Origin of the sequence: Arthrobacter sp. FW306-2-2C-D06B (assembly GCF_021789175.1) — a bacterium.
Classification (GTDB): domain Bacteria; phylum Actinomycetota; class Actinomycetes; order Actinomycetales; family Micrococcaceae; genus Arthrobacter.
On record NZ_CP084560.1, the window covers coordinates 2,757,446 to 2,782,811 of the forward strand.

At 64.9% G+C, this 25,366-nt stretch carries 18 protein-coding genes; 9 read left to right on the top strand and 9 right to left on the bottom strand.

Features of this window, described 5'->3' with window-relative positions:
• Window positions 1–85: 85 nt before the first annotated feature.
• Window positions 86–688 (bottom strand): cadmium resistance transporter, encoded by a 603-nt coding sequence (locus LFT47_RS12860; RefSeq protein ID WP_236811316.1) that lies wholly within the window; start codon window positions 686–688, stop codon window positions 86–88.
• An 87-nt stretch (window positions 689–775) separates the two neighbouring features.
• On the opposite strand from LFT47_RS12860, the gene LFT47_RS12865 reads away from it, so the two are divergent.
• The 9 genes from LFT47_RS12865 to LFT47_RS12905 all read left to right on the top strand — a co-directional run bounded on the left by LFT47_RS12865 (window position 776) and on the right by LFT47_RS12905 (window position 13,841).
• Window positions 776–1,621 carry a phosphotransferase gene (locus LFT47_RS12865; protein ID WP_236811318.1) on the top strand — a complete coding sequence of 282 codons (846 nt, stop codon included), beginning with the start codon at window positions 776–778 and terminating at the stop codon, window positions 1,619–1,621.
• Between the two features lie 134 nt (window positions 1,622–1,755).
• Window positions 1,756–2,568, top strand: coding sequence for an ATP-binding cassette domain-containing protein (locus tag LFT47_RS12870; RefSeq protein WP_236811323.1), 813 nt, complete (start codon window positions 1,756–1,758; stop codon window positions 2,566–2,568).
• Entirely contained in the window at window positions 2,565–3,365 is an 801-nt protein-coding gene (locus tag LFT47_RS12875) for an ABC transporter ATP-binding protein (RefSeq protein ID WP_236811324.1), read from the top strand. The genes LFT47_RS12870 and LFT47_RS12875 overlap by 4 nt, the downstream gene beginning before the upstream one ends.
• Window positions 3,362–4,633, top strand: a complete 1,272-nt coding sequence (locus LFT47_RS12880) for an MFS transporter (protein ID WP_236811325.1) — start codon at window positions 3,362–3,364, stop codon at window positions 4,631–4,633. Before LFT47_RS12875 ends, LFT47_RS12880 begins: the two co-directional genes overlap by 4 nt.
• A gap of 33 nt (window positions 4,634–4,666) precedes the next feature.
• Window positions 4,667–6,193, top strand: a complete 1,527-nt coding sequence (locus tag LFT47_RS12885; RefSeq protein WP_236811326.1) for an ABC transporter substrate-binding protein — start codon at window positions 4,667–4,669, stop codon at window positions 6,191–6,193.
• The gene (locus tag LFT47_RS12890) at window positions 6,193–8,025 is read left to right on the top strand and encodes an ABC transporter permease subunit (protein ID WP_236811328.1); all 1,833 of its coding nucleotides are present in this window, start codon (window positions 6,193–6,195) and stop codon (window positions 8,023–8,025) included. Before LFT47_RS12885 ends, LFT47_RS12890 begins: the two co-directional genes overlap by 1 nt.
• 76 nt (window positions 8,026–8,101) lie before the next feature.
• The gene (locus tag LFT47_RS12895; protein WP_236811329.1) at window positions 8,102–8,758 is read left to right on the top strand and encodes a hypothetical protein; all 657 of its coding nucleotides are present in this window, start codon (window positions 8,102–8,104) and stop codon (window positions 8,756–8,758) included.
• The gene (locus LFT47_RS12900; RefSeq protein ID WP_236811332.1) at window positions 8,755–10,374 is read left to right on the top strand and encodes a DNA polymerase Y family protein; all 1,620 of its coding nucleotides are present in this window, start codon (window positions 8,755–8,757) and stop codon (window positions 10,372–10,374) included. Before LFT47_RS12895 ends, LFT47_RS12900 begins: the two co-directional genes overlap by 4 nt.
• Before the next feature lie 35 nt (window positions 10,375–10,409).
• Window positions 10,410–13,841, top strand: coding sequence for an error-prone DNA polymerase (locus LFT47_RS12905; RefSeq protein WP_236811333.1), 3,432 nt, complete (start codon window positions 10,410–10,412; stop codon window positions 13,839–13,841).
• Here LFT47_RS12905 and LFT47_RS12910 read toward each other — a convergent pair.
• The 8 genes from LFT47_RS12910 to LFT47_RS12945 form a co-directional block, all read right to left on the bottom strand.
• Window positions 13,834–14,583 carry a ThuA domain-containing protein gene (locus LFT47_RS12910; RefSeq protein WP_236811335.1) on the bottom strand — a complete coding sequence of 250 codons (750 nt, stop codon included), beginning with the start codon at window positions 14,581–14,583 and terminating at the stop codon, window positions 13,834–13,836. The genes LFT47_RS12905 and LFT47_RS12910 overlap by 8 nt on opposite strands.
• The gene (locus tag LFT47_RS12915) at window positions 14,583–15,686 is read right to left on the bottom strand and encodes a Gfo/Idh/MocA family protein (RefSeq protein ID WP_236811337.1); all 1,104 of its coding nucleotides are present in this window, start codon (window positions 15,684–15,686) and stop codon (window positions 14,583–14,585) included. The genes LFT47_RS12910 and LFT47_RS12915 overlap by 1 nt, the downstream gene beginning before the upstream one ends.
• A gap of 219 nt (window positions 15,687–15,905) precedes the next feature.
• Window positions 15,906–16,556 (bottom strand): PH domain-containing protein, encoded by a 651-nt coding sequence (locus LFT47_RS12920; protein WP_236811339.1) that lies wholly within the window; start codon window positions 16,554–16,556, stop codon window positions 15,906–15,908.
• Window positions 16,557–16,701: 145 nt separating this feature from the next.
• Window positions 16,702–19,308, bottom strand: a complete 2,607-nt coding sequence (glgP, locus tag LFT47_RS12925) for an alpha-glucan family phosphorylase (RefSeq protein WP_236811347.1) — start codon at window positions 19,306–19,308, stop codon at window positions 16,702–16,704.
• A 620-nt stretch (window positions 19,309–19,928) separates the two neighbouring features.
• Window positions 19,929–20,945: a LacI family DNA-binding transcriptional regulator gene (locus LFT47_RS12930; RefSeq protein WP_236811349.1), complete on the bottom strand. Its 1,017-nt coding sequence runs from the start codon at window positions 20,943–20,945 to the stop codon at window positions 19,929–19,931.
• Window positions 20,946–21,331: 386 nt separating this feature from the next.
• Window positions 21,332–22,507 carry an ABC transporter ATP-binding protein gene (locus LFT47_RS12935; protein WP_236811351.1) on the bottom strand — a complete coding sequence of 392 codons (1,176 nt, stop codon included), beginning with the start codon at window positions 22,505–22,507 and terminating at the stop codon, window positions 21,332–21,334.
• The gene (locus tag LFT47_RS12940; protein WP_236811352.1) at window positions 22,504–24,270 is read right to left on the bottom strand and encodes an ABC transporter permease; all 1,767 of its coding nucleotides are present in this window, start codon (window positions 24,268–24,270) and stop codon (window positions 22,504–22,506) included. The genes LFT47_RS12935 and LFT47_RS12940 overlap by 4 nt, the downstream gene beginning before the upstream one ends.
• Window positions 24,267–25,337 carry an ABC transporter substrate-binding protein gene (locus tag LFT47_RS12945; RefSeq protein WP_236811354.1) on the bottom strand — a complete coding sequence of 357 codons (1,071 nt, stop codon included), beginning with the start codon at window positions 25,335–25,337 and terminating at the stop codon, window positions 24,267–24,269. Before LFT47_RS12945 ends, LFT47_RS12940 begins: the two co-directional genes overlap by 4 nt.
• Between the last annotated feature and the right edge of the window lie 29 nt (window positions 25,338–25,366).

The following is a 25,366-nucleotide window of genomic DNA, read 5'->3' on the forward strand; positions in this document are numbered from 1 at the left end:
CTGCCAATCCTCCTGCGCGCTTCCGGATGAAACCCACCCGCAGTCATATCAGTTCCGGATGGGAGAACCCTGCATGCTGCGAAGATCAGCGCTGGAACAGCAGCGCAAAGACTCCGGAGCGGACAATGATGGTGGCCCCGAGCGCGACGTAGACCACAGGAATAACCCAGTTTCCAGCCCGGCGGCAGAGAGCAGCTGCGGTCGGGTGCGCTGTCAGCCAGTAGCCAGCGGCGCACCACACTGCCACCATCACCGCAAAAGTCAGAACCGTCACCACCGAAGCAGCCGGTGCCAGCGAGCGGAACAGCGGGATGTATACGGAAATGTTGTCTCCACCGTTGGCTACGGTCACGGCGACAACCACGGGCAAGGTCAGCGACCGGGGCTTCGGTGGATCTCCGGACGGACGGGCAATCCTGAGCAAGGCGTAACAGCCCAAAGCAAGCGGCACCAGACCGAGGAAACCCACCCACTCCACCGGGACGGGGTTGAGCGCCAATGCCGCTGCGGCCGCAACCCCGGCCAGGATTCCGATGCCGATGTATTGGCCTACCCAAATTCGCCAGAGCCCTGGCACCGGGCGCGTCCTGGCTGACAAGAAAAGAACGGACAAGACCAGAAGGTCATCAAGGTTTGTCGCCGCAAAGGCTCCGGCCGCTGTCAGTACGGTGCCGCCCAGATCTTCCATCGTTGATGACACTACCGCTTGGAGACAAGGAGCTTGGCCGGACCACACCGGCTGGCGCCAGGGACCCGGCCGTGGCAGCATCGGACGATGACTACAGATACCCGTCCGTACGTCGAACCCGGCCAGCCGGAACCTGCCGTTCCGCTACTCGGCGGAGACGTGACGGAGGGGCTCGTCCGGGTCGGCGACACAGTGCGGCGCCCCGTAGGCGACGCTTCGCAGCGGGTCCGACGTCTCCTCGATTTCCTGCAATCGGCCGGATTCCAGGGAGCGCCCCGCTTCCTGGGCATCGACGAAAGCGGCAGGGACACCCTGAGTTTCGTTCCCGGGGACACCGCCGGCCGCCCCTGGCCAAGCTGGGTCGCCGACGAATCCAGTGCCATCAGCGTCGCGCGCCTGGTGCGGAGCTACGATGACGCCGTGCAGCCGCTGGGCGTACCCGGCTGGGCACGCGCGGGCGACGACGCCGATCCGCAGGGGTGCCCTCGCTCGATTGCGGGACCGGCAACATTCCTCGCCCACATGGACATCACCCCGGAGAATGTCGTGTTCCAGGACGGCACCGCCGTGGCCCTGATCGACTTCGATTTGCTGCGCGCGGCAACCCGCGCGGAAGAAGTCGCGAACTTGCTCCTCTGGTGGGGCGCCTGGATGCCCGTCACCGACCGCGATCCAGTCATGCGGGAGGTCGACGCCGCCTCCCGGGCTGCCGTGCTGGTGGACGCCTACGGCCTGGGTCCGGTTGATCGCGCCAAGGTAGTTGACGTGGCCCTGAACGCCGCCGAGCGCTCCTGGCATTTGATGCGGCGCAGGGCGGTTACCCAAGGCGGCGGGTGGAAACGGATGTGGGATGAAGGCGTCGGTGACAAGATTCTTCGCCGCCAGGCGTGGCTGGCCGAAAACGCCGCAGTTCTCCACGCCGCAATAACGTGACCGGGCCCTAATCGCCGTCGAGGTGGCGCAGGAGAAAAGGCCTGGGGAATCCAATGCGTCTCAACATTTCGCTTAATGAGAATGAGTATTGATAGCATCAGTACTCATCCATCACTTTTACCCGGAAGTCCCCCATGCACCCTGCCCTCCTGGTTCGAGATTTGAGGGTGTCCCTCCGGGGACGCGCCCTGATTGACGGAGTCAGCTTCGCTATTGACCCGGGTCAAAGACTGGCACTTCTCGGAGCCTCGGGTTCAGGCAAGTCCCTCACCGCGGCCGCCCTTCTCGGACAGCTTCCAGACGCGATGAGTGCTTCAGGGCGGTTGCAGATCAACGGAGTGGACGTGCCGTTGTCCAATGTGCGAAGGCGTCGCGCCGGGATCACCGCAGTCCATCAGGACCCGATGTCAGCGCTCAATCCCTTGGTACGCCTGGGCAGACAGCTTGAGATCCCGCTGCGGCATGCCGGCCATTCGGTCTCCATGGCACGGCAACTGGCACTTGAGCTGCTCGCGTCGGTGGGGATAGAAGAAGCCGAGCGGACCATGCAAAGCTTCAGCGGCGAATTGTCGGGCGGTCAGCTGCAACGGGTCTGCATCGCGCTCGCCCTTGCCTGCCGTAGCTCCGTCCTGGTGGCGGATGAACCGACTACCGCACTGGACATGGTCAGCCAGGCCAAGGTCCTCGATGCCTTGTCCTTGTATTCGGAGTCGGCCCATTCCGAATCCGCGCATTCCACATCCGCGGGCGCGATGTTGTTCATCACTCATGACCTCGCCGTGGCTGCGGCCTTTTGCCACCAGGCCCTTGTTCTGGGTTCCGGCCGGATCATCGAAGCCGGATCGATGGAGTCGCTCGTGGAGCGGCCCAAGCACCGGTACACGAAGCAGCTGGTGGAAGCCGCCCATGTCGGAACTGATTCCCTTCGCTCGGAAGCCGCATCATGAACGCAGTATTGAGCGCCGACAATCTGGGCCTCAGCTACCCGGGCAGGGGGCTCCTGAAGACACGGTCATCCCGGACCGTATTGCAGGACGTGTCCCTCAGCATTGCCACTGGCCGCAGCATCGGCCTGGTGGGTGGCTCTGGCGCCGGAAAATCCACGCTCCTGCGGATCTTGCTCGCTTTGGAGAAGCCGAATGCCGGAAACGTCACGTTCAATAACACCCCGGTTGTGCCCGGTTCGGCCTCGTCCTTGAGGTGGTACCGCCGCGCGGTGCAATACATCCCGCAGAATCCGGCGGCGAGCCTCGCCCCGGGCATGAACGTGGAGCGCCTTCTCCTGGAACCCCTGAGGCAACTGCGCATTGACGGAGACCATCGCGGCATGATCCTGAATGCCCTACAGCGGGTCGATCTCGATCCGCGTATGCTCGCGCGTCGCTCCAGGGAACTCTCCGGCGGGCAAAAGCAACGGGTGGCCATTGCACGGGCATTGGTGCCCGCGCCGAGCATCCTCCTGGCAGACGAGCCGGTCAGCGGGCTCGATCTTCCCCTCAGGAACACGGTCCTGGACCTCATGGAACAGCTGGTCCAAGGGGACGGCCTCGGGCTCCTGTTCGTCTCGCACGACCTGTCCGCCGTCGCCCGCCTGTGCTCCGAGACCCTGGTCCTCTCCGGGGGACGCATCGTGGAGCGCGGGCCGACCGCAGCCGTGTATGGCAATCCACGGACCCCCGAAGCCAAGGAACTCGTGACGTCCATCCCCCGGCTGCGCAGGAACCAGGACAAGGACCAACCATGAAGACTGTGAACCCGCGCGCGGAGCCTACGCCCCGGCTCCTGCTCGCCAGCCAGCTCATCTTCAACCTTGGCTTCTACTCGGTTGTGCCCTTCTTGGCGGTTTCGATGCGCGAAGACTTTGGCCTGGGTGCAATGGCGGTGGGAATAGTCCTTGGCGCCCGTACATTCGCCCAGCAGGGATTGTTCCTCGTGGGCGGTGCGGCCGCGGATCGTTGGGGAGCCCGGCCCGTCATGATCGCCGGATGCCTGGCCAGGATTTCCGGGTACCTATTGTTGCTGTGGGCCTCGGACTTCCCCCTTTTCCTCCTGGGAGCCGTCATCACAGGGGTAGGCGGCGCCCTCTTTTCGCCCGCCTTGGAGAGCCTCGTCGGTGGAGCCGCAGAACGACGCGCCGCCCTTCAGCCCCACAAAACCACTCTTTTTGCGCTGCTCGTCATTTTCGGAGAGATCGGGGCCGTGGCAGGTCCCCTGCTCGGCGCCATCCTGCTTCAGACCGGCTTCGACACAGCCCTCATCGTCGGAGCGGGCGTCTTTGCCGTGATGGCTGCGGTCTTCAACGCCTTCCTGCCGGCGACAAAGGCGAGCGCCGTCAAAACATGCGCGGGGCACCCGGCCGCCGCACCGCCGTCGGACACTTGGTCCTGCCTCAGGGAAAAGCGCTTCGTCGCATTCGCGGCTTTCTACAGCGTCAACCTCTTTGCCTACAACCAGCTCTACTTCGGTCTACCCATCGAGCTGGAACGGAGCGACGCGGGTGTGGGTGCGCTTTCGGCGATTTTCGCGTACGCATCGATTGTGACCATCACCCTGCAATGGCCCATCGCCAGGCTCATGAAACGGAAGGGCCCGGGCATTGCGTTCGCCGTCGGATTTGCCATTCAGGCCCTGGGATTTGTGGCTATCGCAGCCATGGCCGTCTTTCCTCCGCCCGCCCTGTTCCCTGCCCTGCCGGCGTTCCTGCTGGTTACCGCACTCGCCCTCGGGCACATGTGCGTGGTACCCGTTGCCATGGACCTGGTCCTCGAATTTGCCTCGGGACGCCCCACCGGCTCCTACTACGGCCTGCTCGCGAGCTGCGGAGGAACGATGGTCCTCCTCGGCAATGTGGTCCTTGCTCCCCTCTATGAACAGGCCACCACGCCATCTCCGGCCGCGGCCACCCCGTGGCTGGTGTCGGCAATCTTCGCGATAGCATCCGCGACATTCATTCGCCGCTTCCTTCAAGCACCCGTCCCGGCACCGCACCCGCAACAACTCCACGCCGTTTGATCCACTCACACCCACGAAAGAAGGCACCCATCCATGGCTATTCCGCGCCCAAAAGCAGTTGCCGCGATACTCCTCTCCTCCGCGATGGCCGCAGCACTTAGCGCCTGCTTCGCCCAAGGCAACACCTCATCGGTCACCAGCACCGACTCCCGAATCAAAGTAGCCATGTTGCAGCCACCCCGTTCAGGACTCACTCCCCTGAGCGACGATGCCTTCAAACTCTCTCGATGGAAGACCGCCGAAACCCTGGTGGTTCTCGATGCCCTCGGCGATGCCCAGCCATCGCTTTCAACGGCTTGGAAGCAACTGGATGGCAGGAACTGGCGCTTCGAACTCCGTGCAGGCGTGAAATTCCATGACGGAACGCTTCTGACGGCCGAGCAAGTGGCGGCATCGCTGACGGCGGCCTCCAACGCGAAGCCCAAGCCGAGAATCCTCGACGGCGTCCAGCTGGGCGTCCGGACGGACGGCGGGAACGCCGTCGTCGTCACCACCCAAACGGACGACCCGCTGGTTCCGCAGCGGCTTTCCAGCCCGCAGCTTTCCATCCTCGCCGCGTCCGCCTACAAGCCCGGCGGGGTCGTCAGCCCCGTCAACGCAGGTACGGGCCCCTACGTCCTTGCGTCCGCGGACGGCACCAGCTCGGCAACACTCAACCGCTTCGCCGACTATTGGGGTGAGAAAGCGGCGAGCAGCGGCGTCGACGTCCAATACGTTCCCGACGGCACCGCGCGCGCCGCCGCCCTGAGGACCGGAACTGCCGATGTCGTGGAGGCCATTCCCGTAGGCCAGGTCGCGCAGATCAAGGGGGACTTCATTCATGAGGTTCCCATGCCCCGTACCAATACCCTCTACCTGAACACCAAGACTGGTCCTTTCGCGGACCCTTCGGTCCGGGCAGCGGCCCGCACCTCGATAGAACGGGCCACCATTGTTGACCGGGTCTACGAGGGCCGTGCGGACATCGCCGAAGGCCTTTTGGGCCCGGCACTCCCCTGGGCGGCCAAGGAACGGCAAAACACCTCATATACCGAGACGCTGAAGAAGCGGGCGGAAGCCGCACCCGCCAATGGCCGACGCATCAAACTCGGCACGTTCACCGACCGGGCCGAGCTGCCCGAGGTCGCCGTGCAGCTTGAGCAGCAGCTCGAACCCGCCGGCTTCGTCGTGGAGCAGGAAGTCCGCGAGTACCAGCACATCGAGGCGGACGCCCTGGCCGGCAAGTTCGATGCGTTCATCCTGTCCCGGGCCACGGTCCTCGACTCCGGCGACCCCGTCGCCTACATGGTCAGTGACTTCTCCTGCAAAGGCTCCTTCAACATCTCCCAGTTCTGCGATACCGAGGTGGACGCAGCATTGAGCAAGGCGGCGGCCATTCCTGCAGGCCCGGAGCGCCGCGCGGCAATTGCCGCAGCCGAGGCGCTGATCCTCTCGAAGGATGCGGCCGTGCCGCTGCTGCACGAACGCGTCATCCAAGGCGAATCAGCCAGGATCCGCAATGTGGAACGTGATCCCCGCGAGCGCGCACTAATCACCAGCAAGACCGGAATCGCCGGCTGATGCGGGGCCCTGCGTTCATCAAAACCGCGGCTTCCCGGGCCGCGGCCCTCTTCGCAATCGTTGTGCTGATCGGGCTCTTGCCGTGGCTTTCGGGACAAAGTCCGGAATACACCATCCTGCGGGCGCGGTACGCCGACCGGGAAGCGACTGATGAAACGCTGGGCATGATCCGCGCGGAGCTCGGACTCGATCGAGGACCGGTGCACATCTTCCTCGACTGGGCCGGGGGCCTTTTGCGCGGGGACATGGGAAATTCCTGGATTACCAACACTCCCGTTGGTCCCGGCACCCTGGAAACCCTTGGAGTCTCCGTCACCCTGATGGCCTGCGCGGTGGCCGTTGCAACGGTGGTGGCCACCGCGCTGTGCGTTCCTTCCGTGATTCGCGGACTGGCCGGTCGCCCCGGGCGAGGTTCCGGCGTCGTAGCGGCGGCCATGACGGCGCTCCCCGAGTTCCTCCTCGCGGCGATGCTCCTTGTCGTCGGCGCGGTGTGGCAGGGCTGGTTCCCGCCGTATGGCTGGCAGGGCCCGGACCACGCGGTGTTGCCGGCACTCGCCCTCGGCCTTCCCGCCGGCGGGCTCATCGGACGGCTGCTTTCCGACGCCATCAGCCTGGCGTTCGCCGAAAAATGGGTGGCCACATGGGCCATGGCCGGAGCCAGCCGCGCCAGGCTCGCCGCGGCGGTTCTCCGCCGGGCCCTGCCATCGGTGATGAGCCAGATCGGGCTTGTCCTGATTGGCCTCACCGGCGGAGCGGTTGCAGTGGAGAAGGTCTTCGCGATTCCCGGTTTGGGCCGTGCGGTCCTGGGCGCGGCGAGCGCCCAGGACATACCCGCGCTGCAGGCAGGAGTATTGGCGCTTCTGCTCCTGGCCGTTGGAGCAGGTTCCCTGAGCGCAGCGGCCCGATACCATCTCATGGGAGCGGCGCTGCGCTCGGGGACAGTTCCGGTCCCGGATTCGCCGGGAAGATCACGACGGCGGGATGTCGCCGTTCCGCTCGTCGCGGCTGGAGCGTTGCTGCTCATCGTCGTCGCGGGCTTCCTTCGCGATCCATTCACCTCAAGCCATTCGCGGCTTGCCGGCCCGGGCTTCGAACTGCCTTTCGGGGCCGACGCGAGTGGACGGGACCTCCTTGCCCGGGTGGGGCATGGTGCCGTGTCCACGCTGGGAACGGCTCTGCTCGTGGTGCTGGCTTGCCTCGCGATCGGGATGGTCGTCGGGCTCTTCCCGCTCGCGGCGACCGGTCCCCTTGAAGTAGCCAACGCCGCTCCGCCCATCCTGGCCGGCCTGATCGTTGCCGTGGTGACCGGCCCTTCGGCCGAAGGTGCTGCTATAGCCGTCACCCTGGTCAGTTGGGCACCCCTGGCCGCCCACACAGCGGCCTTGGCACAGGAGGCCAGGGCCCAGCCCCACGTGAAGATCCTTCCGGTCCTGGGCGTGGGAAGGGTCCGCGTCCTCTGGCGCTATATCCTCCCGGCCATCCTTGGCCCGGTGTTCAGGCATTCCATGCTCCGGGTACCGGGGATCGCGCTCGCCTTGGCTGCTTTGGGATTCCTCGGCCTCGGCCCCCATCAGCCGTCGCCCGAGTGGGGCCTCATCCTTGCCGAGGGAATCAACTACGTGGAGCGCGCCCCTTGGGCCGTTGCCGCGCCGGCGTCGGCATTGATCCTCGCTTCGATCCTGGCTGTTTCGCTGTCGAGCGTGACGTGGTCGCGCTCGCAGGGGTCGCGAAGTGAGGGCCGCCCTCAACAACCGACCAGTTTCGCCCCTGATACTGCCGCGCCGGCCCGGAACCACGCGCCCGGAACCGGGAACCCGCGTCAAAAACAGTAGATCGTTGAGGAGGCCAACCCTCCAAGCGGGATCCCGAGCAATTGACTCATTCGAATATATGTTCGAAAATTGAAGTATGTCATCTCGCCTGTCTTCCGCTTCGCCGGCTTCGCTGCGCGATGACTTGCAGGCGCAGATCCACCTCATGCAGGGCAAGCGCGGAAGCCAGCGTTCACTTCCCGTCCTCCCCTCACTCAGCAGGCTTCTCCCGGGGGGACTGCGCCCGGGAGCGGCATACTCCATACAGGGATCCATGTCGCTCGCCATGGCATTGTTGGCCGGACCGTCGCTCGATGGCTCCTGGTGCGGGGTAGCTGGGCTGCCTGACTTCGGGGTCGAGGCGGCAGCAGGTTTCGGCATTGCGCTCGACCGGCTGGTGCTGGTGCCTGACACCGGGACCAGCTGGACGCAGGTGATCGCTGCCATGGCGGACGTGCTTTCGGTGGTGCTTGCGCGTGCTCCGGAAAGAGTCGCACCCGCCGAGGCTGCCCGTTTGGGAGCCAGGCTCAGGGAGCGGAGTTCCGTCCTCCTTGTCTTGGGACCTTGGCCGCAGAGTGAAGCCGTCTTGCAAGTGAACGGACACGAATGGGCGGGGCTTGGACAGGGCCACGGACATCTCGAAAAACAGGAGCTCGAACTCGAAGTCGCCTTGCGGGGCAGTTCCCGCAGGGCCTCCGTGGATCTTGCGGACAGCGGTCCGGTAGATCTCTCCCGCCATCGGATGGGAGCATGATGCTGTTTCAGCTTGAAACCCCGGTGCGCGCGTTGGTGACATGGTTCCCGGATTGGCCCCTTGTCGCCGCCCGCTTGGCAGATGCCCTGCCGCCTGATGTACCCGCGGCGGTCATAGGCAAAGGTGTCATAGCTGCTTGCTCCGCGGAAGCCCGGGCCGAGGGAGTAATCCGGGGCTTGCGGCTCAGGGAAGCGCAGACCCGTTGTCCTGAACTGGTGGTGTGTGCCGTTGATCCGGTGCGGGATGCGAGGGAATTCGAGCCCGTGGTCTCGTCACTCGAGGAACGGACTCCTGGCGTGGAAGTGCTTCGCCCCGGACTATGCGCTATCCGGGCCAAGGGTGCCGCCCGATATTACGGCGGAGAGGAAGCGGCAGCAGGTGCTGTGCTTGAATCTGCGGACAGCCTTGGCGTGGAGGCCCGTGTGGGGATCGCCGATTCCGTGTTTGCCGCAGAGCAAGCAGCCCGGAGCACCAGCGAACTCTCTGCAGTTCTTGTGCTCCAGCCGGGTTCTTCCCGGGATTTCCTGGCTCCATTTCCAGTGGAAGTATTAGGGCAACCGAAGCTGGCTTCCTTGCTCAAACGCCTTGGCATCCTCACTTTGGGGAATTTCGCCGATCTTCCCGTCGCAGATGTCCAGGCCCGTTTCGGGGCTGCCGGAATCACGGCGCACGCCCTGGCAAGCGGCCAGGATCCCCGCAAGGTGATCCCCCGGACTCCCCCGCGGAAACTTGATCAACGGGCGGACTTCGAACCCGGCCTGGACCGGGTTGACCAACTCGCCTTCCAGCTCCGCGCCACGGCAGACGCCTTCGTGGCCGGGGTGCAGACTGAAGGCTTGGTCTGCACAGAGCTGAGGGTGCTGATCACTGACGATGCAGGGAGCCGCTCGGAGCGGACGTGGGGCCACCCCCGCCATTTCACTGCCAGCGACGTCGTGGACAGGGTGCGCTGGCAGCTTCAGTCACAGCCCCCTGCCCAAGCCAATAAAACGGTCACCGGTGGAATGGACGACGGCGGCATGGCTCGCGGCGGACTGTCGTCACCTGTCACGCGTGTCGAGTTCGTCCCCGTCCGGGTGGACTCCATCGCCCATCATGGGCGGGCGCTCTTTGGAGACGGAGCAGAGGAACAGATCCATCATGGACTCAGCCGGATCCAAAGCATGCTGGGGCATGAAGCCGTAGTGGTGCCTGCGATTTCCGGAGGTCGATTGCTGGCCGAGCGGCGCCGTTTGGTTCCTTGGGGAGATGCCTTGCCCGCCGGATCGGCAGCCCTGGCCACCAGGCCGTGGCCCGGAAGGATTCCAGACCCGCAGCCCGCCACGGTGTTCGCCTCCCTTATCCCTGTCCTGCTGCTTGATGCGAACAAGGAAAAAGTCCGTACAGACCACCGTGGCGGATTGATTGCCCCGCCAATGTGGTTCTGTCCCGGCGGAGACCCTGCACGACGACGACTGGTAGCTCAGTGGGCCGGCCCCTGGCCGCTGCGGCAGAGATGGTGGGACGCCGAGCACCGCCTTGAAGCGGACCGGTTCCAGCTTGTGGACGGAAACGGAGAGGCCTGGCTTCTTCTCCTGGACGAGCAGAACTGGTGGGCAGAGGCCCGCTACGACTGACCACCAGACACTGAACTTTAGTCAGGAAGACAAAGATGGCTTGGAACAACCCGTCAATCCCATGGTCGGAGTTCGAACGCACCCTCTCGGACCGGCGAGTGCCGGAGATCGGCAAGGCCACAGGAGACGGCGGTGACAGCCCCGCCTGGTCAAGGAAACGCGGGCCCTACCGTCCTGTCCCCCTCGATCCCGCAAGGGGCGCATCGAGGGCCGATGCCGCCGTCGTGCCTTATGCCGAACTGCACGCGCATTCGCACTACAGCTTCCTCGACGGCGCTTCCTCACCCGAGAAACTGGTTGAGGAGGCGGTCCGGCTGGGTATCCATGCGCTCGCCCTGACCGACCATGACGGCTTCTACGGGATCGTGCGAATGGCCGAGGCCGCCGAAGCCTATGAGTTGAAGACCGTGTTCGGCGCTGAGCTGTCGCTCGGACTCAGCAAGCCCCAGCAAGGGGAAGCCGATCCCGAAGGTGACCATTTGCTCGTCCTCGCCCGCAAGGAAGAGGGCTACCACCGCTTGGCAGGGGCGATGACGTCCGCCCATCTGGCGGCCGACGCGGAGAAGGGCCATCCCATCTACGACCTCGATGAGCTGGCGCATTCACTGAGGGACCACTGCCTGGTGCTGACCGGATGCCGCAAAGGCTCAGTCCGGAGGGCCCTCCTGAGCGACGGCGAGCAAGCCGCTGCCTATGAGGTGGAGGGGTTGATCGAGAGATTCGGGCGGGAAAACGTCGTGGTGGAGCTCTTCGATCACGGGAATCCCCTCGACAGCAGCCACAACGACGCCCTCGTCCGTATTGCCGAGCGGGCGGGCATACCTTTCATCGCCAGCAACGCCACACATTATGCGTCCCCGGAGGGATACCCTCTGGCAACGGCCATGGCGGCTGTCCGGGCACGCCGCAGTCTGGAGGAACTGGACGGCTGGCTGCCCGCAAGCAGCGGCGCCCATCTGCGGAGCGGTTCCGAGATGGCAGCGCGGTTCGCCCGCTACCCCGGCGCGGTCGAACGGACCGTCGAAATCGCTGACGACCTTGCATTCCAGTTACGGGCCGCCCGCCCGAAGCTCCCCAAACTTGATGTTCCTGCAGGGCACAGCCTCATCACCTGGCTCCGGCAACTTGTTGAAGAAGGTGTCAGGGACAAATACCCGGACGCCGACGAACGGGTCCATGGCCGGATCGAGCAGGAACTCGCAGTGATCGAGGCGAAGAACTTCCCCGGCTATTTCCTGATTGTGCACGACATCGTGCAGTTTGCCCGTTCCCGCGGCATCCTCTGCCAAGGCCGGGGTTCCGCGGCGAACTCGGCCGTCTGCTACGCGCTGGGGATCACCGCCGTCGACAGTATCTTCTACAACCTTCCGTTTGAGCGTTTCCTCTCAAGCCTCCGCGAGGAAGAACCGGACATCGACGTCGATTTCGACTCGGACCGGCGGGAAGAAGTCATCCAGTACGTCTACCGCAAATACGGACGATTCAACGCGGCCCAAGTAGCGAATGTCATCAGTTACAGGCCGAAGAACGCCGTCAGGGACATCGCCAAGGCACTCGGCTACAGCCAAGGCCAGCAGGACGCGTGGTCCAAGCGGCTCGATCACTGGGGCGATCTCAGCGAAGGCAAGACCAACAACATCCCGGCCCCGGTCCTGGAACTTGCTGACCAGATACTGGGTTTCCCCCGGCACCTGGGCATCCACTCCGGCGGCATGGTCCTCACCGAACGGCCTGTCGGCGAGGTAGTACCCATCGAACGTGCCCGGATGGAAAACCGCACGGTCCTGCAGTGGGACAAGGACGATTGCGAATGGATGGGCCTGGTCAAGTTCGACCTTCTCGGCCTGGGCATGCTCGCCGCCCTGCAGTACTCCTTTGATTTGATCGACAAGCATTTCGGGGAGCGTTGGACCATCGAGACCATCCCGCGGGAAGAACCGGCCGTCTACGACATGCTCTGCCGGGCCGATTCGATCGGGGTCTTCCAAGTGGAATCACGGGCCCAGATCAGCACGCTGCCGCGGCTGAAACCGAGGGAATTCTACGATCTGGTGGTCGAAATCGCGCTGATCCGCCCGGGTCCCGTCCAAGGCGGTGCCGTCCACCCGTACATCCGACGCCGCGCCGGCACGGAAAAAGTCACGTATCTTCATCCGTTGCTGGAGCCCGTGCTCAAGCGGACCCTGGGCGTGCCCTTGTTCCAGGAGCAGCTGATGCAGATGGCAGTTGCCGTGGGCGGTTGCACTGCCGAGGATGCGGACCTGCTCCGCCGCGCGATGGGCTCCAAACGGGGCCGGGAGAAGATCGAGTCTCTGGAGGCCAAGTTGTACGCGGGGATGGCCGCCAACGGGATCAGCAAGGACGACGCCGACGCCATCTACGGCAAGATCCAGGCCTTTGCGAACTTCGGTTTCGCGGAGTCCCACTCCTTGAGCTTCGCGGTGTTGGTCTATGCAAGCTCGTGGCTGAAGCTGCACTATCCCGGCGCGTTCCTCGCGTCCCTGCTCCGGGCACAACCCATGGGCTTCTACTCCCCGCAAACCCTCGTGGCGGATGCCCGCAGGCACGGGGTCCAGGTGTTGCGCCCTGATGTACTGCATTCCCTGGCCGAGGCGACCCTCGAAGTCCTCGACGAGACGACAAGCGCGGAGGCAGGCCAGGTGGGCGGCATGGATTCCTGCCTGGACTTCCACCAGCCGGAGATCGGCCTCTTCCAGCAGGATCGGCCACGCGAGGACCACCTGCACCGGCGGGATGGCTCGCGCGCGGTGCGGTTGGGGCTCGACGGCGTCACGTCCATCGGCGCCGAAGTGGCGAAGCGGATCGTCACCGAGCGTGAGGAGCATGGCGCCTACAGGGACATGGCGGATCTGTCCCGCCGTGCGAATCTCAGCGCGGACCAGTTGGAGGCACTCGCGTCAGCGGGCGCCTTGGATTCGCTGGGGATGAACCGCCGCGAAGCACTGTGGCAGGCCGGCGATGCCGCGCTCGAGCGGGAAGGACAATTGCCGGGGACCCATGTCGCCGTCCAGCCGCCGCTGCTGCCCGAGCTCTCCCCCCTGGAAAATGTTGCCTACGACATGTGGGCCACAGGAATCAGTACCGATGACCATCCGATGCGCCATGCCCGCGGAGCCCTGGATTCCAGAGGGGTGCTGCGGGTGGACCGGCTCTCGCAGGTCGAGTCCGGCACGCGTGTTGAAGTGGCCGGCGTCGTGACCCACCGCCAACGCCCCCAGACCGCGCAAGGGATCACCTTCGTCAATCTGGAGGACGAGAGCGGCATCCTCAACGTCATCTGCAGCGTTGGCCTCTGGAAGAGGCATCGCCGCATCGCCCGGGAATCATCCGCGCTGATCGTCCGAGGGTTCCTCGAACGATCGCCGGAAGGAGTCACCAATCTCGTGGCGGACAAGTTGGAACCCCTGGTCCTGACAGTGAAGTCCAACTCCCGCGATTTCAGGTAGCCAAAAACCAGGCCCTGGCCTGGTTGGTCACTTCCGGGGCGTCCCGGAACTGTTCGGGCTGCGCGACCCAGCCCACACTGTTCGCGATGACCCGCTGGATCTGCGGCTGGTGGTAGACGGGGTACTCCTGGTCGCCGGGGCTGAAGTAGAAGATCCGCCCTTTGCCGCGGGAGAACGTCACGCCGGAGCGGAACACCTCTCCGCCTTCGAAGGAGCTGATGAAGATCAGGTCATCCGGCTCCGGGATGTCGAAGAGTTCGCCGTACATCTCCTGTTTGGGGATCAGGATGGGGCTCTCGACCCCGGCGGCGATGGGGTGCGATGGCTTGACAGTCCACACGAGCTCGCGTTCGCCGTCGTTGCGCCACTTGAGCGAGCAGGTAGTGCCCAGCAGCCGGGTGAAGATCTTCGCGAAATGCCCTGAGTGCAGCACCACGAGGCCCATTCCGCCGAGGACGTGTCGCTGGACGCGTTCCACTACTTCATCGCTCACTTCGTGGTGCGCGATGTGCCCCCACCAGAGCAGGACGTCGGTGGCCGCAAGGGTTTCCTCGTCCAGCCCGTGTTCGGGATCGGCGAGCGTCGCCGTCGTGATTTCAGCATCCGGGTAGAAGCCCCGCAAGCCCGCCGCGATGGCACCATGGATTCCGTCCGGGTACATTTCCGCCATGGTCTCCGGTTTGTTGCGGGCCTCGTGGACGGCTTCGTTCCAGACGACGATCTTCAGTTTCTTGTCAGTCATCAGAGCACCACTTCGCGTTGTTCGAGGGCGGACTTGTAGCAGGCATCAAGGATGAGGGCGCGGCTCAGGGCGAGCGAACCGTCGTGTTGTCCCCAGACGCTCTCCCCGCCGCGGACGGCGGCGATGAAGTCGTCGACGACGGCCTGGTGGGCAAGGCCTGGAATCGCTTCGGGCTCGTAGTCGGCGTTCTCGCCGTCCTTCTCCGTGAAGATCCTCAGGCTGCCGACCGGTTGCAGCGGAGCCCCGACGGCGCGGAGTTCGGCACCGCCGTCGGTCCCGTAGACGGTGAAGTCGAGCAGGTCGTCCACCTCGCGGTAGCTCGCCCAGCCCGCTTCGAGGATCAGGGTGCCGCCGCCTTCGAGCCGGATGAAAGCAGTGGCGAAGTCCTCTACTTCGAACTTGTGGCTCGCAGGTCCCGCGGTGTAGCGGGCGTTGCCGCCTCGGCCCTGCGGACCCAGCTCCGAGTGGGTCTGCGCCGAGACGGACAGGACCTTGGGCTCGCCCAACAAGTGGAGCGAGTAGTCCAGCACGTGGACTCCAATGTCAGCAAGCGGACCGCCGCCCGCCAGCTCCGGATTGGTGAACCAGCTGCCCAGGGTCGGGATGCCGGCGCGGCGCAGCCAGGAACCCTTTGCGTAGTACGGACGTCCGAGTCCGCCGTCGTCGATGATGCTCTTGAGCTTTTGAATGTCGCCACGGCGGCGGTGGTTGAAGGCAACCTCCAGGACCCGGCCGGCCTTCCGGGCCGCCGCGACCATGGCGCGTCCTTCGTCGCCGTTGCGTGCCAGTGGCTTTTCGCTCAGCACGTGCAGTCCACGCTCCAGGGCCGCTATGGAAATCGGAGCGTGCAGGAAGGTCGGAACGGCGACGCTGATCGCATCCAAACCTTCCAGACCGATCATGTCTTCCCAGCGTGCGAAAGCATGCGGGATGCCGTATTCCTGCTTCATCTGGGCGAGGAGGTCTTCTTCCATCCCGGCGACGGCGACGATATCCACCCCTTCGATCGCGTTGTAAGCCTTAAGGTGCTGTTGGCCAGCCCATCCGATGCCCACAACGCCCACTTTGAGGCGTGCTGACGTTGCTTGTTGCTGAATGCCCACGGTATTCCTGTCTTTTCACGTATTCCGGGTTGGGGCCAATAAATACGCTTTCATGGGCCTCCGAACGGCGTCAATCAGTTAAGCGCTTCGACTTTTCGCCTTTCAGGATCCGGGGGATGCCACATCCTCATCCACCGGATCTCCAATCCCGGATCAGCGCCGGTGGCCAAAGAGCTGCCCGTGGAGCTTGTGGTCCGGGAAAGCTGCGGCTGCGGGTGACTAGGAAAGCAGCATTGCCGCGATCGCCCAGACCACAGACACGACGCCGACTGCCACACCAGGCCAGTTCCACGTGGAAGTGATGCGCCCTTCCGATGAAGGAAAGTCTCCCGCGCGGGCGACCTGCCACGCGTTGGCAATTTCGTCGCGACCGCCTACTACTTGGGGTTGACTCAGTCGCTGGTTGTCTGGGAGCGCATTGAAGGGAAGATTCCTGAGGTTGGAAACATGGTTGAGGCCGGAGGCGACGGCGCTCGGCGTGGTGGGAGCTCCCCAACTCACATATTTCTTGCCTCCCGCCCTAATGACAACGGATTGCCGGATCTCAACGTCCTCTACCGCCGCAAAAGGTATCCGGTGGTCTCGCAGACCATTGACTACCTCAAATCCGGAGCCGTCGACACGCAGGCATGGCCTCCATTGCACGATGTAGGCACTCCAGGCAACCAAGACGACCCAGGGTGCTGCAGCCATGGTTGCCCGCGATTCTCCCGCGACCAGTAGCCAGGCCAGGAGGCAGGCCGCGAGCAACCAGAGGGCCGCGGCTACCGGGAGGGCGCTTGCCGCGCGAAAGGGTCGCGGCGATGGTGCCGCCACGGATCTCGCCGCGGGACGTAGTCCTTGGTCCTGGTTGCCCTTCGGTACCTGCATTGGATCCCCCTCCATGCCACCGCTGTGTTGCCCAACTGGGAGGAGCCTACCGCAAGTTCCATTAGAAGGGTCTCTGCCATCGGGCGAGGATCCCTTTTAACGGAAGGCGCCCCCGCTGCTCGAGCTGCAGCGGGGGCGCGCATTCTTAGGCGTTCGCGATCAGCCCCAGTTCGGCCTTCGAGGCCAGGGAGGGGTGCTTCGGGAAGACCCGGACGGTGTAGCCGAAGGATCCGGAGCGGTTGATCAGGATGGACCCGCTGAACAGGTGTCGCCCGTTGCCGAGGTCCTCCGTTTCGGTCAGCTCGACCAGGGCAACATCCTCCAGTTCGTCTCCGTCCTGGGCCCGCCCATACGCCACTTCAACCGACACGTCCTCGGGTGTGAGTTCGTGGAGGGCGATGTAGGCGTTGACCTGGAGGGTGTCGCCGATCTGGGGTTCTTCGGAGACGCCGATGGAATCGACGTGTTCCACGATCAGCTGCGGCCAGGCGTTGCGGACCTTGGTGGTCCAGGCCGCGAGCTCCTTCGCTTCCTTGAACGACGCGGTTCCCGCTTGCCTGCCGGCAACAGCTGCCGGGCGGTAGAGGGTGTTGACGTAGTCCTGGAGCATCCGGTCGGCCGAGACCGCCGGGCCGAGGTGGGCCAGGGTGTGCTTGATCATGGACACCCAGTGCGTCGGGACGGCTTCCGGGCCCGATTGCGAGGGCCCGGCCGCGCCGGCGTCCGCGGAGACCGTGGAGCCGTAGAAGCGCGGGGCCACCTGGGTCTCCAGGAGCTCGTAGAGCGCGGCGGCTTCGATGTCATCGCGTTCGGTCGGGGACGCGTCGTTGTTCGCGGTCGGGATCGCCCAGCCGTTCTCGCCGTCGTACATCTCATCCCACCAGCCGTCCAGGACCGAAAGGTTCAGCGAGCCGTTGATGGCCGCTTTCATCCCGGAGGTCCCGCAGGCCTCCAGCGGCCGCAGCGGGTTGTTCAGCCAGACGTCGCAGCCCGGGAACAGGGTGCGGGCCATGGCGATGTCGTAGTTGGGCAGGAACACGATCCGGTGCCTGACGGCAGGGTCGTCGGTGAACTTCACCAGGTCCTGGATCATCTTCTTCCCGGCGTCGTCCGCGGGGTGGGACTTGCCGGCGATGACCAGCTGGATGGGGTGCTTCGGGTGCAGCAGCAGCGCCTTGAGGCGTGCCGGGTCCCGGAGCATGAGGGTCAGGCGCTTGTAGGTCGGCACGCGCCGGGCGAAACCGATCGTGAGCACGTCCGGGTCCAGCACGGTGTCCGTCCAGCCCAGCTCCGCGTCGGCCGCCCCGCGCTTCTTCCACGAAGATCGCAGGCGCTTGCGCACGTCGTCAACCAAAGCAGAACGCAACTCGCCTCGCAGGCCCCAAAGTTCGGCATCGCTTACGTCATAGATCTTGTCCCAGCCTGTGGCATCCACGTCAGTGCTGCCGAAGTACTTTGCGGCGAGCCGGCTCATCTTCGGATCTATCCAGGTGGGTACGTGGACGCCGTTGGTGACGGAGGTGATCGGGATTTCGGAGTGGTCGAAGCCTGGCCAGAGCCCGGAGAACATCTCGCGGGAGACCACCCCGTGGAGTTTGGCCACGCCGTTGGCCCGCTGCGCCAGGCGCAGGCCCATGACGGCCATGTTGAAGACCGCGGGGTTGCCGCCCTCGTAGTTTTCCCGGCCCAGATCCAGGACCTTCTCCACCGGGACGTCCGGGGCCAGGCCGGCGTCGAAGAAGTGCCTGATCTGCACGGCCTCGAAGCGGTCGATGCCGGCCGGCACCGGGGTGTGGGTGGTGAACACCGTGGACGCGCGTCCCGCGGCGAGGGCCTCGGGCCAGCTCAGCGGGGCCTCGGCGGACATGAGTTCCTGGATGCGTTCGATGCCCAGGAACCCGGCGTGGCCTTCGTTGGTGTGGAACACTTCCGGGGCGGGGGTGCCGGTGAGGCGCTGGTAGACGCGCAGCGCCTTCACCCCGCCCATGCCCAGCAGGAGTTCCTGCTGCAGGCGGTGGTCCCCGCCGCCGCCGTAGAGGCGGTCCGTGATCCCGCGCGCGGCGTCGTCGTTGGCCGGAACGTTCGAATCGAGCAGCAGCAGCGGCACCCGCCCGACGTCGGCCCGCCAGATGTGCGCCCGCAGCGTCCGGTCACCCGGCAGTGGAAGCGTGACGAGAGCCGGCGAACCGTCTTGCTCACGCAGCATTGTCAGGGGCAGGCCGTCCGGGTCCAGGACAGGGTAGGTCTCCTGCTGCCAGGCGTCGCGGGACAGGGACTGCTTGAAGTAGCCCGCCTGGTAGAGCAGTCCGACGCCGATCAACGGCACGCCAAGGTCCGAAGCGGCCTTCAGGTGGTCCCCGGCCAGGATCCCCAGGCCGCCCGAATACTGCGGGAGCACCTCGGTGATGCCGAACTCGGGCGAGAAGTAAGCGATACACGCCGGAGCATCCGGACCCAGGCCCTGGTACCAGCGAGGCTCACTGAGGTACCGGTCCAGGTCAGCAGCCGCATGCTGGACGCGCTCAATGACTGCGCCATCCGCTGCGAGTTCATGCAGTTCCTCGCGGCTGACCAGGCCCAGGAAGGTCATGGGGTCATGATTGCTTTGCTCCCAGGCCTCGGCGTTCAGCGCTGAGAACAGTTCGCGCGTCGGCAGGTGCCAAGACCAACGCAAGTTCTTCGCCAATCGTGCGAGCGGGGCGATAGCTTCCGGCAGCACCGTTCGTACCGTGAACCGTCGAATCGCTTTCACTTCCGGCCACCTTCGAACGCGGACTGGGCCGGTTTGGTCGACGTTTCCATACGGGTTACCTCCAAGAGGTTGTTGTGATGATTGGGGAGATGTTGGCTAGGGGCGGGACCACCGCAGGGCCGGGTGGGGAGGCCTCTGCAGGCACGACCAGAACGGGCAAGCGCTTACATGCTTTGGACGGGCATCATTGGCCCATCCTTCGCCCGGTCCTGGAACTCAGAAGCAGGCGGCGGTCTCCAGGTTCCGTCCACGCACTATTCCGGGGGCTTGACGATCCGGGAACAAGGGGACGCGGTTACTCGTGGATCCGCGGCGGAAACCGGCGAATTCCCGTTCAGGTTTGCGTGACATCGACCGCATCGTCAATTCGGATGATTGGTACCGAATGATTCCAAGCACGACTTACTTCCTTAGTCTCCGGGAACTCTGATCGGTGACCATCCGCCATGTTGTATCAGGAGGAATCTCATCGCCGTTCGTCGACGCGCCTTGTCGACGCGGGTCGATGGCTTGACAGTAGTTGGCGGCGCGACGGTGTGTCAAATGTCACAATCACGTGCGATAGGAGCGCGTAATGAATGCCTCGAATTGGCGGACTGCACCCGAACGGCGACGCGATTCTACGGCCGGGTGGTCCGTGCCACGGCGGTGCTTCCGCGCAACGTCAGCACCGGTTCAGCGAGCCATTGCACGGCATCCGCGCTGTCACTCCTGAGGCGCCTGGTAAGGAATTCTGCAGCCTCACGACCCATGGCGCCCGGTTCGGCGGACGCCGTCGTAAGGGCGGGCATGAAGCGCTCCGCGGAGCCGGCACTGGTGTTAATGGCGACAATGGAGAGAGACTCGGGGACTCGCCAACCGTGGGCTGTCGCCGCACCCAGAAGGCCGGCAGTAGCCGCTTCGTTGATCATCACAAGCCCGGTTGTTTCCGGAGATTCTTCCAGGATCTGTCCGAACACCTCACGACCGCCGGCAAGTGAGCTCGTGGCCGGGTACAGCCGAGCGCTGATCCGGTGCCTCGACGCGGCAGCTGCCACGGCATCCCAGGATCGCACCATCGGGCCGTATCCGGTGTCCAGGGACTTACGCGAATGCGTCACAAGGCCGATCTCCGTGTGCCCCAGGCTGACGAGGTGCGACACCGCCAGCTCCCCCATCGCTTCGAAATCTGCGTCCACGAATGTCAGGCCATTAGCATCCTTTGGCCGTCCGATCGTGACGAAGGGAACACCCGTTTCCAACAGGACAGGAATCCGTTCGTCGACTGACCTGACTTCCATCAGGAGGATTCCATCTACGAGGCCTTGGGCCACGATCCGCTGCATCTCGCCCAAGTCGTCGGGGTCCATCGGCCACAGAAGGAGGTGGTAACCGTCAGCGCGCGCTTGCTCGGCAGCACCTTGGACGTACTCGAATTCCGTGGTGTTCATGCCTTGCTCCCCGACCGGAAAAATCACGGAAACGATGCCGGTCCGTTTGCCGGCTAAACCCTGGGCGAGCAGGTTCGGCGTATAGCCAAGGTCGGACATGGCCTTCAGGATGCGCTCCCGCGTTTCGGGTGCAATCGGCCGGACCCCGCTGAGGGCATAGGACACCGTGCTCCTGGAAACGCCGGCTACCCGCGCAACATCGGCCATAGTTACCAAGGAGTATCCCCCTGCATTGTCGGTGACTGGTCGGCGGTGGGCTCGCGATTGACCGCAATCCGCCGGACGGTAATGCCTCATAGTAAACCGTAATCGGTTGGCAAAGTGTTGAAGGCATGCTGAGCCCATTGTTCTTTCGGTGTCAGACACGGCGCCTTAGAGCGCGGGACCGGCCGAGCATGTCCCACATCGAACGCCAAGCGACAGCGTGTCCGAGTTCTTGCAACCGGACACGCTGTCGGGACTGCCCCGGATTTCGTTGACTCTGGAGGTTACCGCTCTTGGCCGTTGACCGGCCGCGGTACGGGGGCAGTATTGAGATCGAGTTGGGCGGGTGATTCGGCTCTTCTCTGATGGGGTGCTGTGGCGAGGGGTCGCTAGTGCCGATCGCTTGCGTCGTCCTCCCGGGGAAATGCGATTGCTGAGTCGGCCTCGATAACTACAGCGCATCGCTCGCCGCGTGCGGCGGCGAGGGGCGCTGCAACCGAGGAGAGGCTGCCGAATTGGCCGCGTACCACGTGGTCGTAGGACCGGCCGCGGTACGCCAGGTCCACTACCGTACCCTCCACGGCATTCGCTGAATCGGGAACCGCACCCGACACGAGGGTGGTGGCGGTGGGCCGGACGAAGACCGTGACGTGCTGGCCGGGACTACCCTCATCGGCGAGACGCGCTTTGATTCGCCCGCCTGGGATGTCGACGGCGGCGTAGCAGGTTTGCCCGATCGATTCGATGCGGGCGATGGTACCTGGAATCGTCCCGGCCAGGCCGGTGAACCGAGCCACGAACGGGCTGGCCGGACGGGTGTAGATTTCCTCCGGCGTCCCGGTCTGGACGATCCGACCGCGGTCGAGTACGGCGACCACGTCGGCCAAGGCGAAAGCCTCGCCCTGATCGTGGGTGATGTAGACCGCCGTCGCCCCGGCCTCCCTGATGCGCACCGAGATTTCGAGCCGGAGCCGTTCGCGCAGGTCCGCATCAAGGTTGGAGAGCGGCTCGTCGAAGAGGACCAGTGACGGTGAGCCGACCATCGCACGGGCCAGGGCCACTCGCTGCTGCTGCCCGCCGGACAGTTCGTTGGGGTAGCGTTCGCCGAGGTGGCCGAGGCCCACCCTCTCGAGCATGGCAGCCACTGCCTGCGCAGCGCTCGACCGGGAGTGGCCGCTGCCGCGGCGCCGCAGCGCGTAGCCGACGTTGCCAGCAACCGTAAGGTGTGGCCACAACGCATAGTCTTGGAAAACCATGCCTAGGTTGCGCTTTTCGGGTGGGACGCTGCGGGTCGCGGAGCTTACTTCCCCACCCCGCAGCTCGATGCGACCGCCGTCGACTCGCTCGATGCCGGCGATTGACCGCAGTAGAGTCGTCTTCCCCGAGCCGGACGGCCCGAGGAGCACAGTGAACGAGCCGGGCGGCACGTGCAGACTGATATCGTCGAGCGCGCGGACCGTGCCATACCGTTTGGAAACCCGAGCGCATGAGATCTCCGCTCCGCGTCCCCCACTCGCTCCGCGTCCGGCGTCGGGTTCAGCCAGCCGGGTTGTAAAGGCGGTCATGAGGTCCTCCCGATGTGGAGCCAGCCGCGTGGGGCGGCGAGACGGAATGTGAGTTGAGCCAGGCCGACTACGGCGAGGCAAAAAAGGATGGCGAGCACTTGCATGGCTGTGCCCCCGCTGAAGTCGTACTGTTCCAGGGCGTGTTCGATCCCGACGACGAGCGGGGCGTGGCCGGGCGGGTAGAGCAGCTGGCTGATCGGCAGTTCGAGCATGATGTGGGCGAAGGTCAGCATCCACGCGGACACGGCCGGGCGCGCGATCATTGGCACGGTGATGGTGAACCAGGTTGCGATGGGGCCGCGTCCGTGCGCGCGGGCGGCGTGCGAGAGCGACTCCTGCAGCTGGCTCAGACTACCGAAGAGCAGCCTTGTCGTGGCCGGGAGCGAGGAGGCTATATACGCAAGTCCGAGCAGTGCGACTGTCCCGTAGAGGTGGATACCGAGCCGATTGACCCCGGGCAGGTTGTAGGTGAAGATGTAGCCGGCCGCGAAGACGATGCCCGGCAGGGCGACGGCCGCGAGCAGGACGAAGTCAAGACCCCTGGTCATGACGGTCTTGCGGCTCTTTGAGAGCATCCGGGCCGCGATCACCGCGACAAACGCAGTCACGGTGGCCACCACGAACGCCATCTGCGCCGAGAACGCGAGAGGCTCGTAGGAATCGCTGTTCCTCAGCACACGAATGTAGCTATCGAAGCTGAGATGGTGCTCGCTCATCGAACCGAGGTTCGTGACGAGCGAGGCCGAGAGGGCCCCCAATGCCGGAACGCCCAGCACCGGGACCCATAGCGCCGTGAGGAAGGTGCCGCCGAGGGCCTTGCCTGCGGGGCCTAGCCGCTTCCTGGCCGCCGGCCTGGTGCGGCCGCCGAGGACGCGGTAGCTGCGGCCCCGCAGGGCTGCCGACTGGAGCACGAGCGCGATTACTATGAGCAGCAGCAGGACCCAGCTCACGGCCGAGGCTGCTTGGAACTGGACCGGGAACGCCTGGATGGCGTCGTAGATGCCGTAGGTCGCGACCGTGAACCCCCCGGCTCTTCCGAGGGTCGTGGCGACGCCGAAGTCGGAGATCGCCTCGGCGAAAACGATTGCCAGTGCCGAGGCCATGGCAGGGCTGATCAGCGCAAGGACGATCTTCGCTGCATCCCGTGCCGATCCGCCGTGCACCCGCACGGCGTGCTCGAACTCCTGGCCGAGTCCCCGCAGCGCGGCCGAAATCGCGAGGTAGGCGAAAGGGATGCCTTTGAACGTGAGGACCATCGCGACCCCCACGGGTCCGTAGAGGATCGCCCGCGCGCCGGACGCGTCGATGCCGGCCACCTCGAGCACTCCCCCCGGTTCCAGGAGCCGCTGCCAGCCCATCGCCATGAGGTAGCTCGGGGTGATGAGCACGGCGAACATGGCGGCGGCGGAGAGTCCGCGCAGCGGGACGTCCGTCCGGTGCACGAGCCATGCGACAGTGCCGGCGATCGCGGTGGCAGCGACCGCGACGACGACGCCGAGCACCAGCGAATTCACCATCGCGCTGAGCATCTTGCCTTGTGTGAGAACGCTGAAGGCCGAGAAATCGAGTGCGCCGGCGTCGAGGCCGAACGTTCCCGGGATGACGCCGACGGCGAGGAAGACCGCGATCGGTGCGACGAGGATCGCCATGATCACCACCCAGAACAACGCCGCCGGGGAGAGGAAGAAGCGGGTGTTTCGAAGCAGGTGCGCGGCCCAGTCAGGGGCAGGACGGGGCCGCCCCAGGACGTATTCGCCCGTCATTTGATTGTCGCGGAGAACCAGTTGACGATGTCCGCCTGCTGCGGGCCCCACAGAGTAGGGTCGAGGCGCTGGTAAGCCGTGGGCATCGGCGAGAGAGCGTCGAGTTTGTTCGCCCCGTCGACGACGGGCCAGAACAGTGATGCCCCTTGGGGTGCTGCGCTGATGATGGCCTGCTGGCCTTCCGGGGAGAGCAGGAAGTCTTCGAACTTCTGCGCATCCGTCTTGGCATCGCCGGTGGCTTTGGAGCTGATCCCGATGACGCCGGGCAGCAGCGTGGACTGCGGGAGATAAGTGGCAACCGGCTTGAAGCTGTCTGTGGCAGGGACCTTGAGGATCTCGCCCGAAGCAGCGCTTGACTGGACGAGGCCGCAGTCGATCTGACCGGTCTCCAGGGCGTGCAGGGTGTCTCCATTGGTCGGGAAGACCTTGAGCCCGTTCGCCTTGAGGCGGGTGAGGTAGTCCTTGCCCTGTTGGGCGCCGCCCATTTGCTGCATGATCCCGGCGACGAACGTGTAGGTCGGTCCGGACTGGCTCGGATCGTTCATCCCGATCCTGCCCTTGTACTGCTCGGCGAGCAGCTCGGAGTACTGGCTGGGCGGGTTGGGTACCTTGACGGCATTGCATAGGAGTGCGGCCATCGTGGTGGCGCTGACCGGGGCGTACGTGTGGTCCTGTGGTGTGAGGGTCTTGCCGACGGCGTTGTAGTTCACCTGGGGCCCGTACGGAGCGAGCTGACCGCTCTGCGCCAGCGTTGCGTATGCCATGTCCCCTTCGACCCAGAGCGCTGTCCACTGAGGGTTGGCCTTTTCAGCAGAGACTTTGGTCAGGAGCGGTCCGCCGCTGTCCGCGACAAGCTTGACCGGGATGCCGGTCTTGGCCGTGAAGGCGGCGATGGCCTGCTTGGCAAAGCCCATGGACGAATAGAGCGTGAAACCGCCGCTGGCTGCCGCGGAGACCGAGGCAGATCCGCTGCCGGAATCACCGGCAGCCGCACCGCAGGCCGACATGGTGGTGACGAGTAGGAGAGAGCCGAGAGCGAGGGCAAGGGGGCGACGTGAGTGATGCACAGCGAACTCCTGATGTAATGAAGCTATCT

Bases quoted from the DNA above. Each gene is read 5' to 3' on its own strand.
- LFT47_RS12860 (WP_236811316.1), bottom strand. From the start codon at position 688: ATGGAAGATCTGGGCGGCACCGTACTGACAGCGGCCGGAGCCTTTGCG.
- LFT47_RS12865 (WP_236811318.1), top strand. From the start codon at position 776: ATGACTACAGATACCCGTCCGTACGTCGAACCCGGCCAGCCGGAACCT.
- LFT47_RS12870 (WP_236811323.1), top strand. From the start codon at position 1,756: ATGCACCCTGCCCTCCTGGTTCGAGATTTGAGGGTGTCCCTCCGGGGA.
- LFT47_RS12875 (WP_236811324.1), top strand. From the start codon at position 2,565: ATGAACGCAGTATTGAGCGCCGACAATCTGGGCCTCAGCTACCCGGGC.
- LFT47_RS12880 (WP_236811325.1), top strand. From the start codon at position 3,362: ATGAAGACTGTGAACCCGCGCGCGGAGCCTACGCCCCGGCTCCTGCTC.
- LFT47_RS12885 (WP_236811326.1), top strand. From the start codon at position 4,667: ATGGCTATTCCGCGCCCAAAAGCAGTTGCCGCGATACTCCTCTCCTCC.
- LFT47_RS12890 (WP_236811328.1), top strand. From the start codon at position 6,193: ATGCGGGGCCCTGCGTTCATCAAAACCGCGGCTTCCCGGGCCGCGGCC.
- LFT47_RS12895 (WP_236811329.1), top strand. From the start codon at position 8,102: ATGTCATCTCGCCTGTCTTCCGCTTCGCCGGCTTCGCTGCGCGATGAC.
- LFT47_RS12900 (WP_236811332.1), top strand. From the start codon at position 8,755: ATGATGCTGTTTCAGCTTGAAACCCCGGTGCGCGCGTTGGTGACATGG.
- LFT47_RS12905 (WP_236811333.1), top strand. From the start codon at position 10,410: ATGGCTTGGAACAACCCGTCAATCCCATGGTCGGAGTTCGAACGCACC.
- LFT47_RS12910 (WP_236811335.1), bottom strand. From the start codon at position 14,583: ATGACTGACAAGAAACTGAAGATCGTCGTCTGGAACGAAGCCGTCCAC.
- LFT47_RS12920 (WP_236811339.1), bottom strand. From the start codon at position 16,556: ATGCAGGTACCGAAGGGCAACCAGGACCAAGGACTACGTCCCGCGGCG.
- LFT47_RS12930 (WP_236811349.1), bottom strand. From the start codon at position 20,945: ATGGCCGATGTTGCGCGGGTAGCCGGCGTTTCCAGGAGCACGGTGTCC.
- LFT47_RS12935 (WP_236811351.1), bottom strand. From the start codon at position 22,507: ATGACCGCCTTTACAACCCGGCTGGCTGAACCCGACGCCGGACGCGGA.
- LFT47_RS12940 (WP_236811352.1), bottom strand. From the start codon at position 24,270: ATGACGGGCGAATACGTCCTGGGGCGGCCCCGTCCTGCCCCTGACTGG.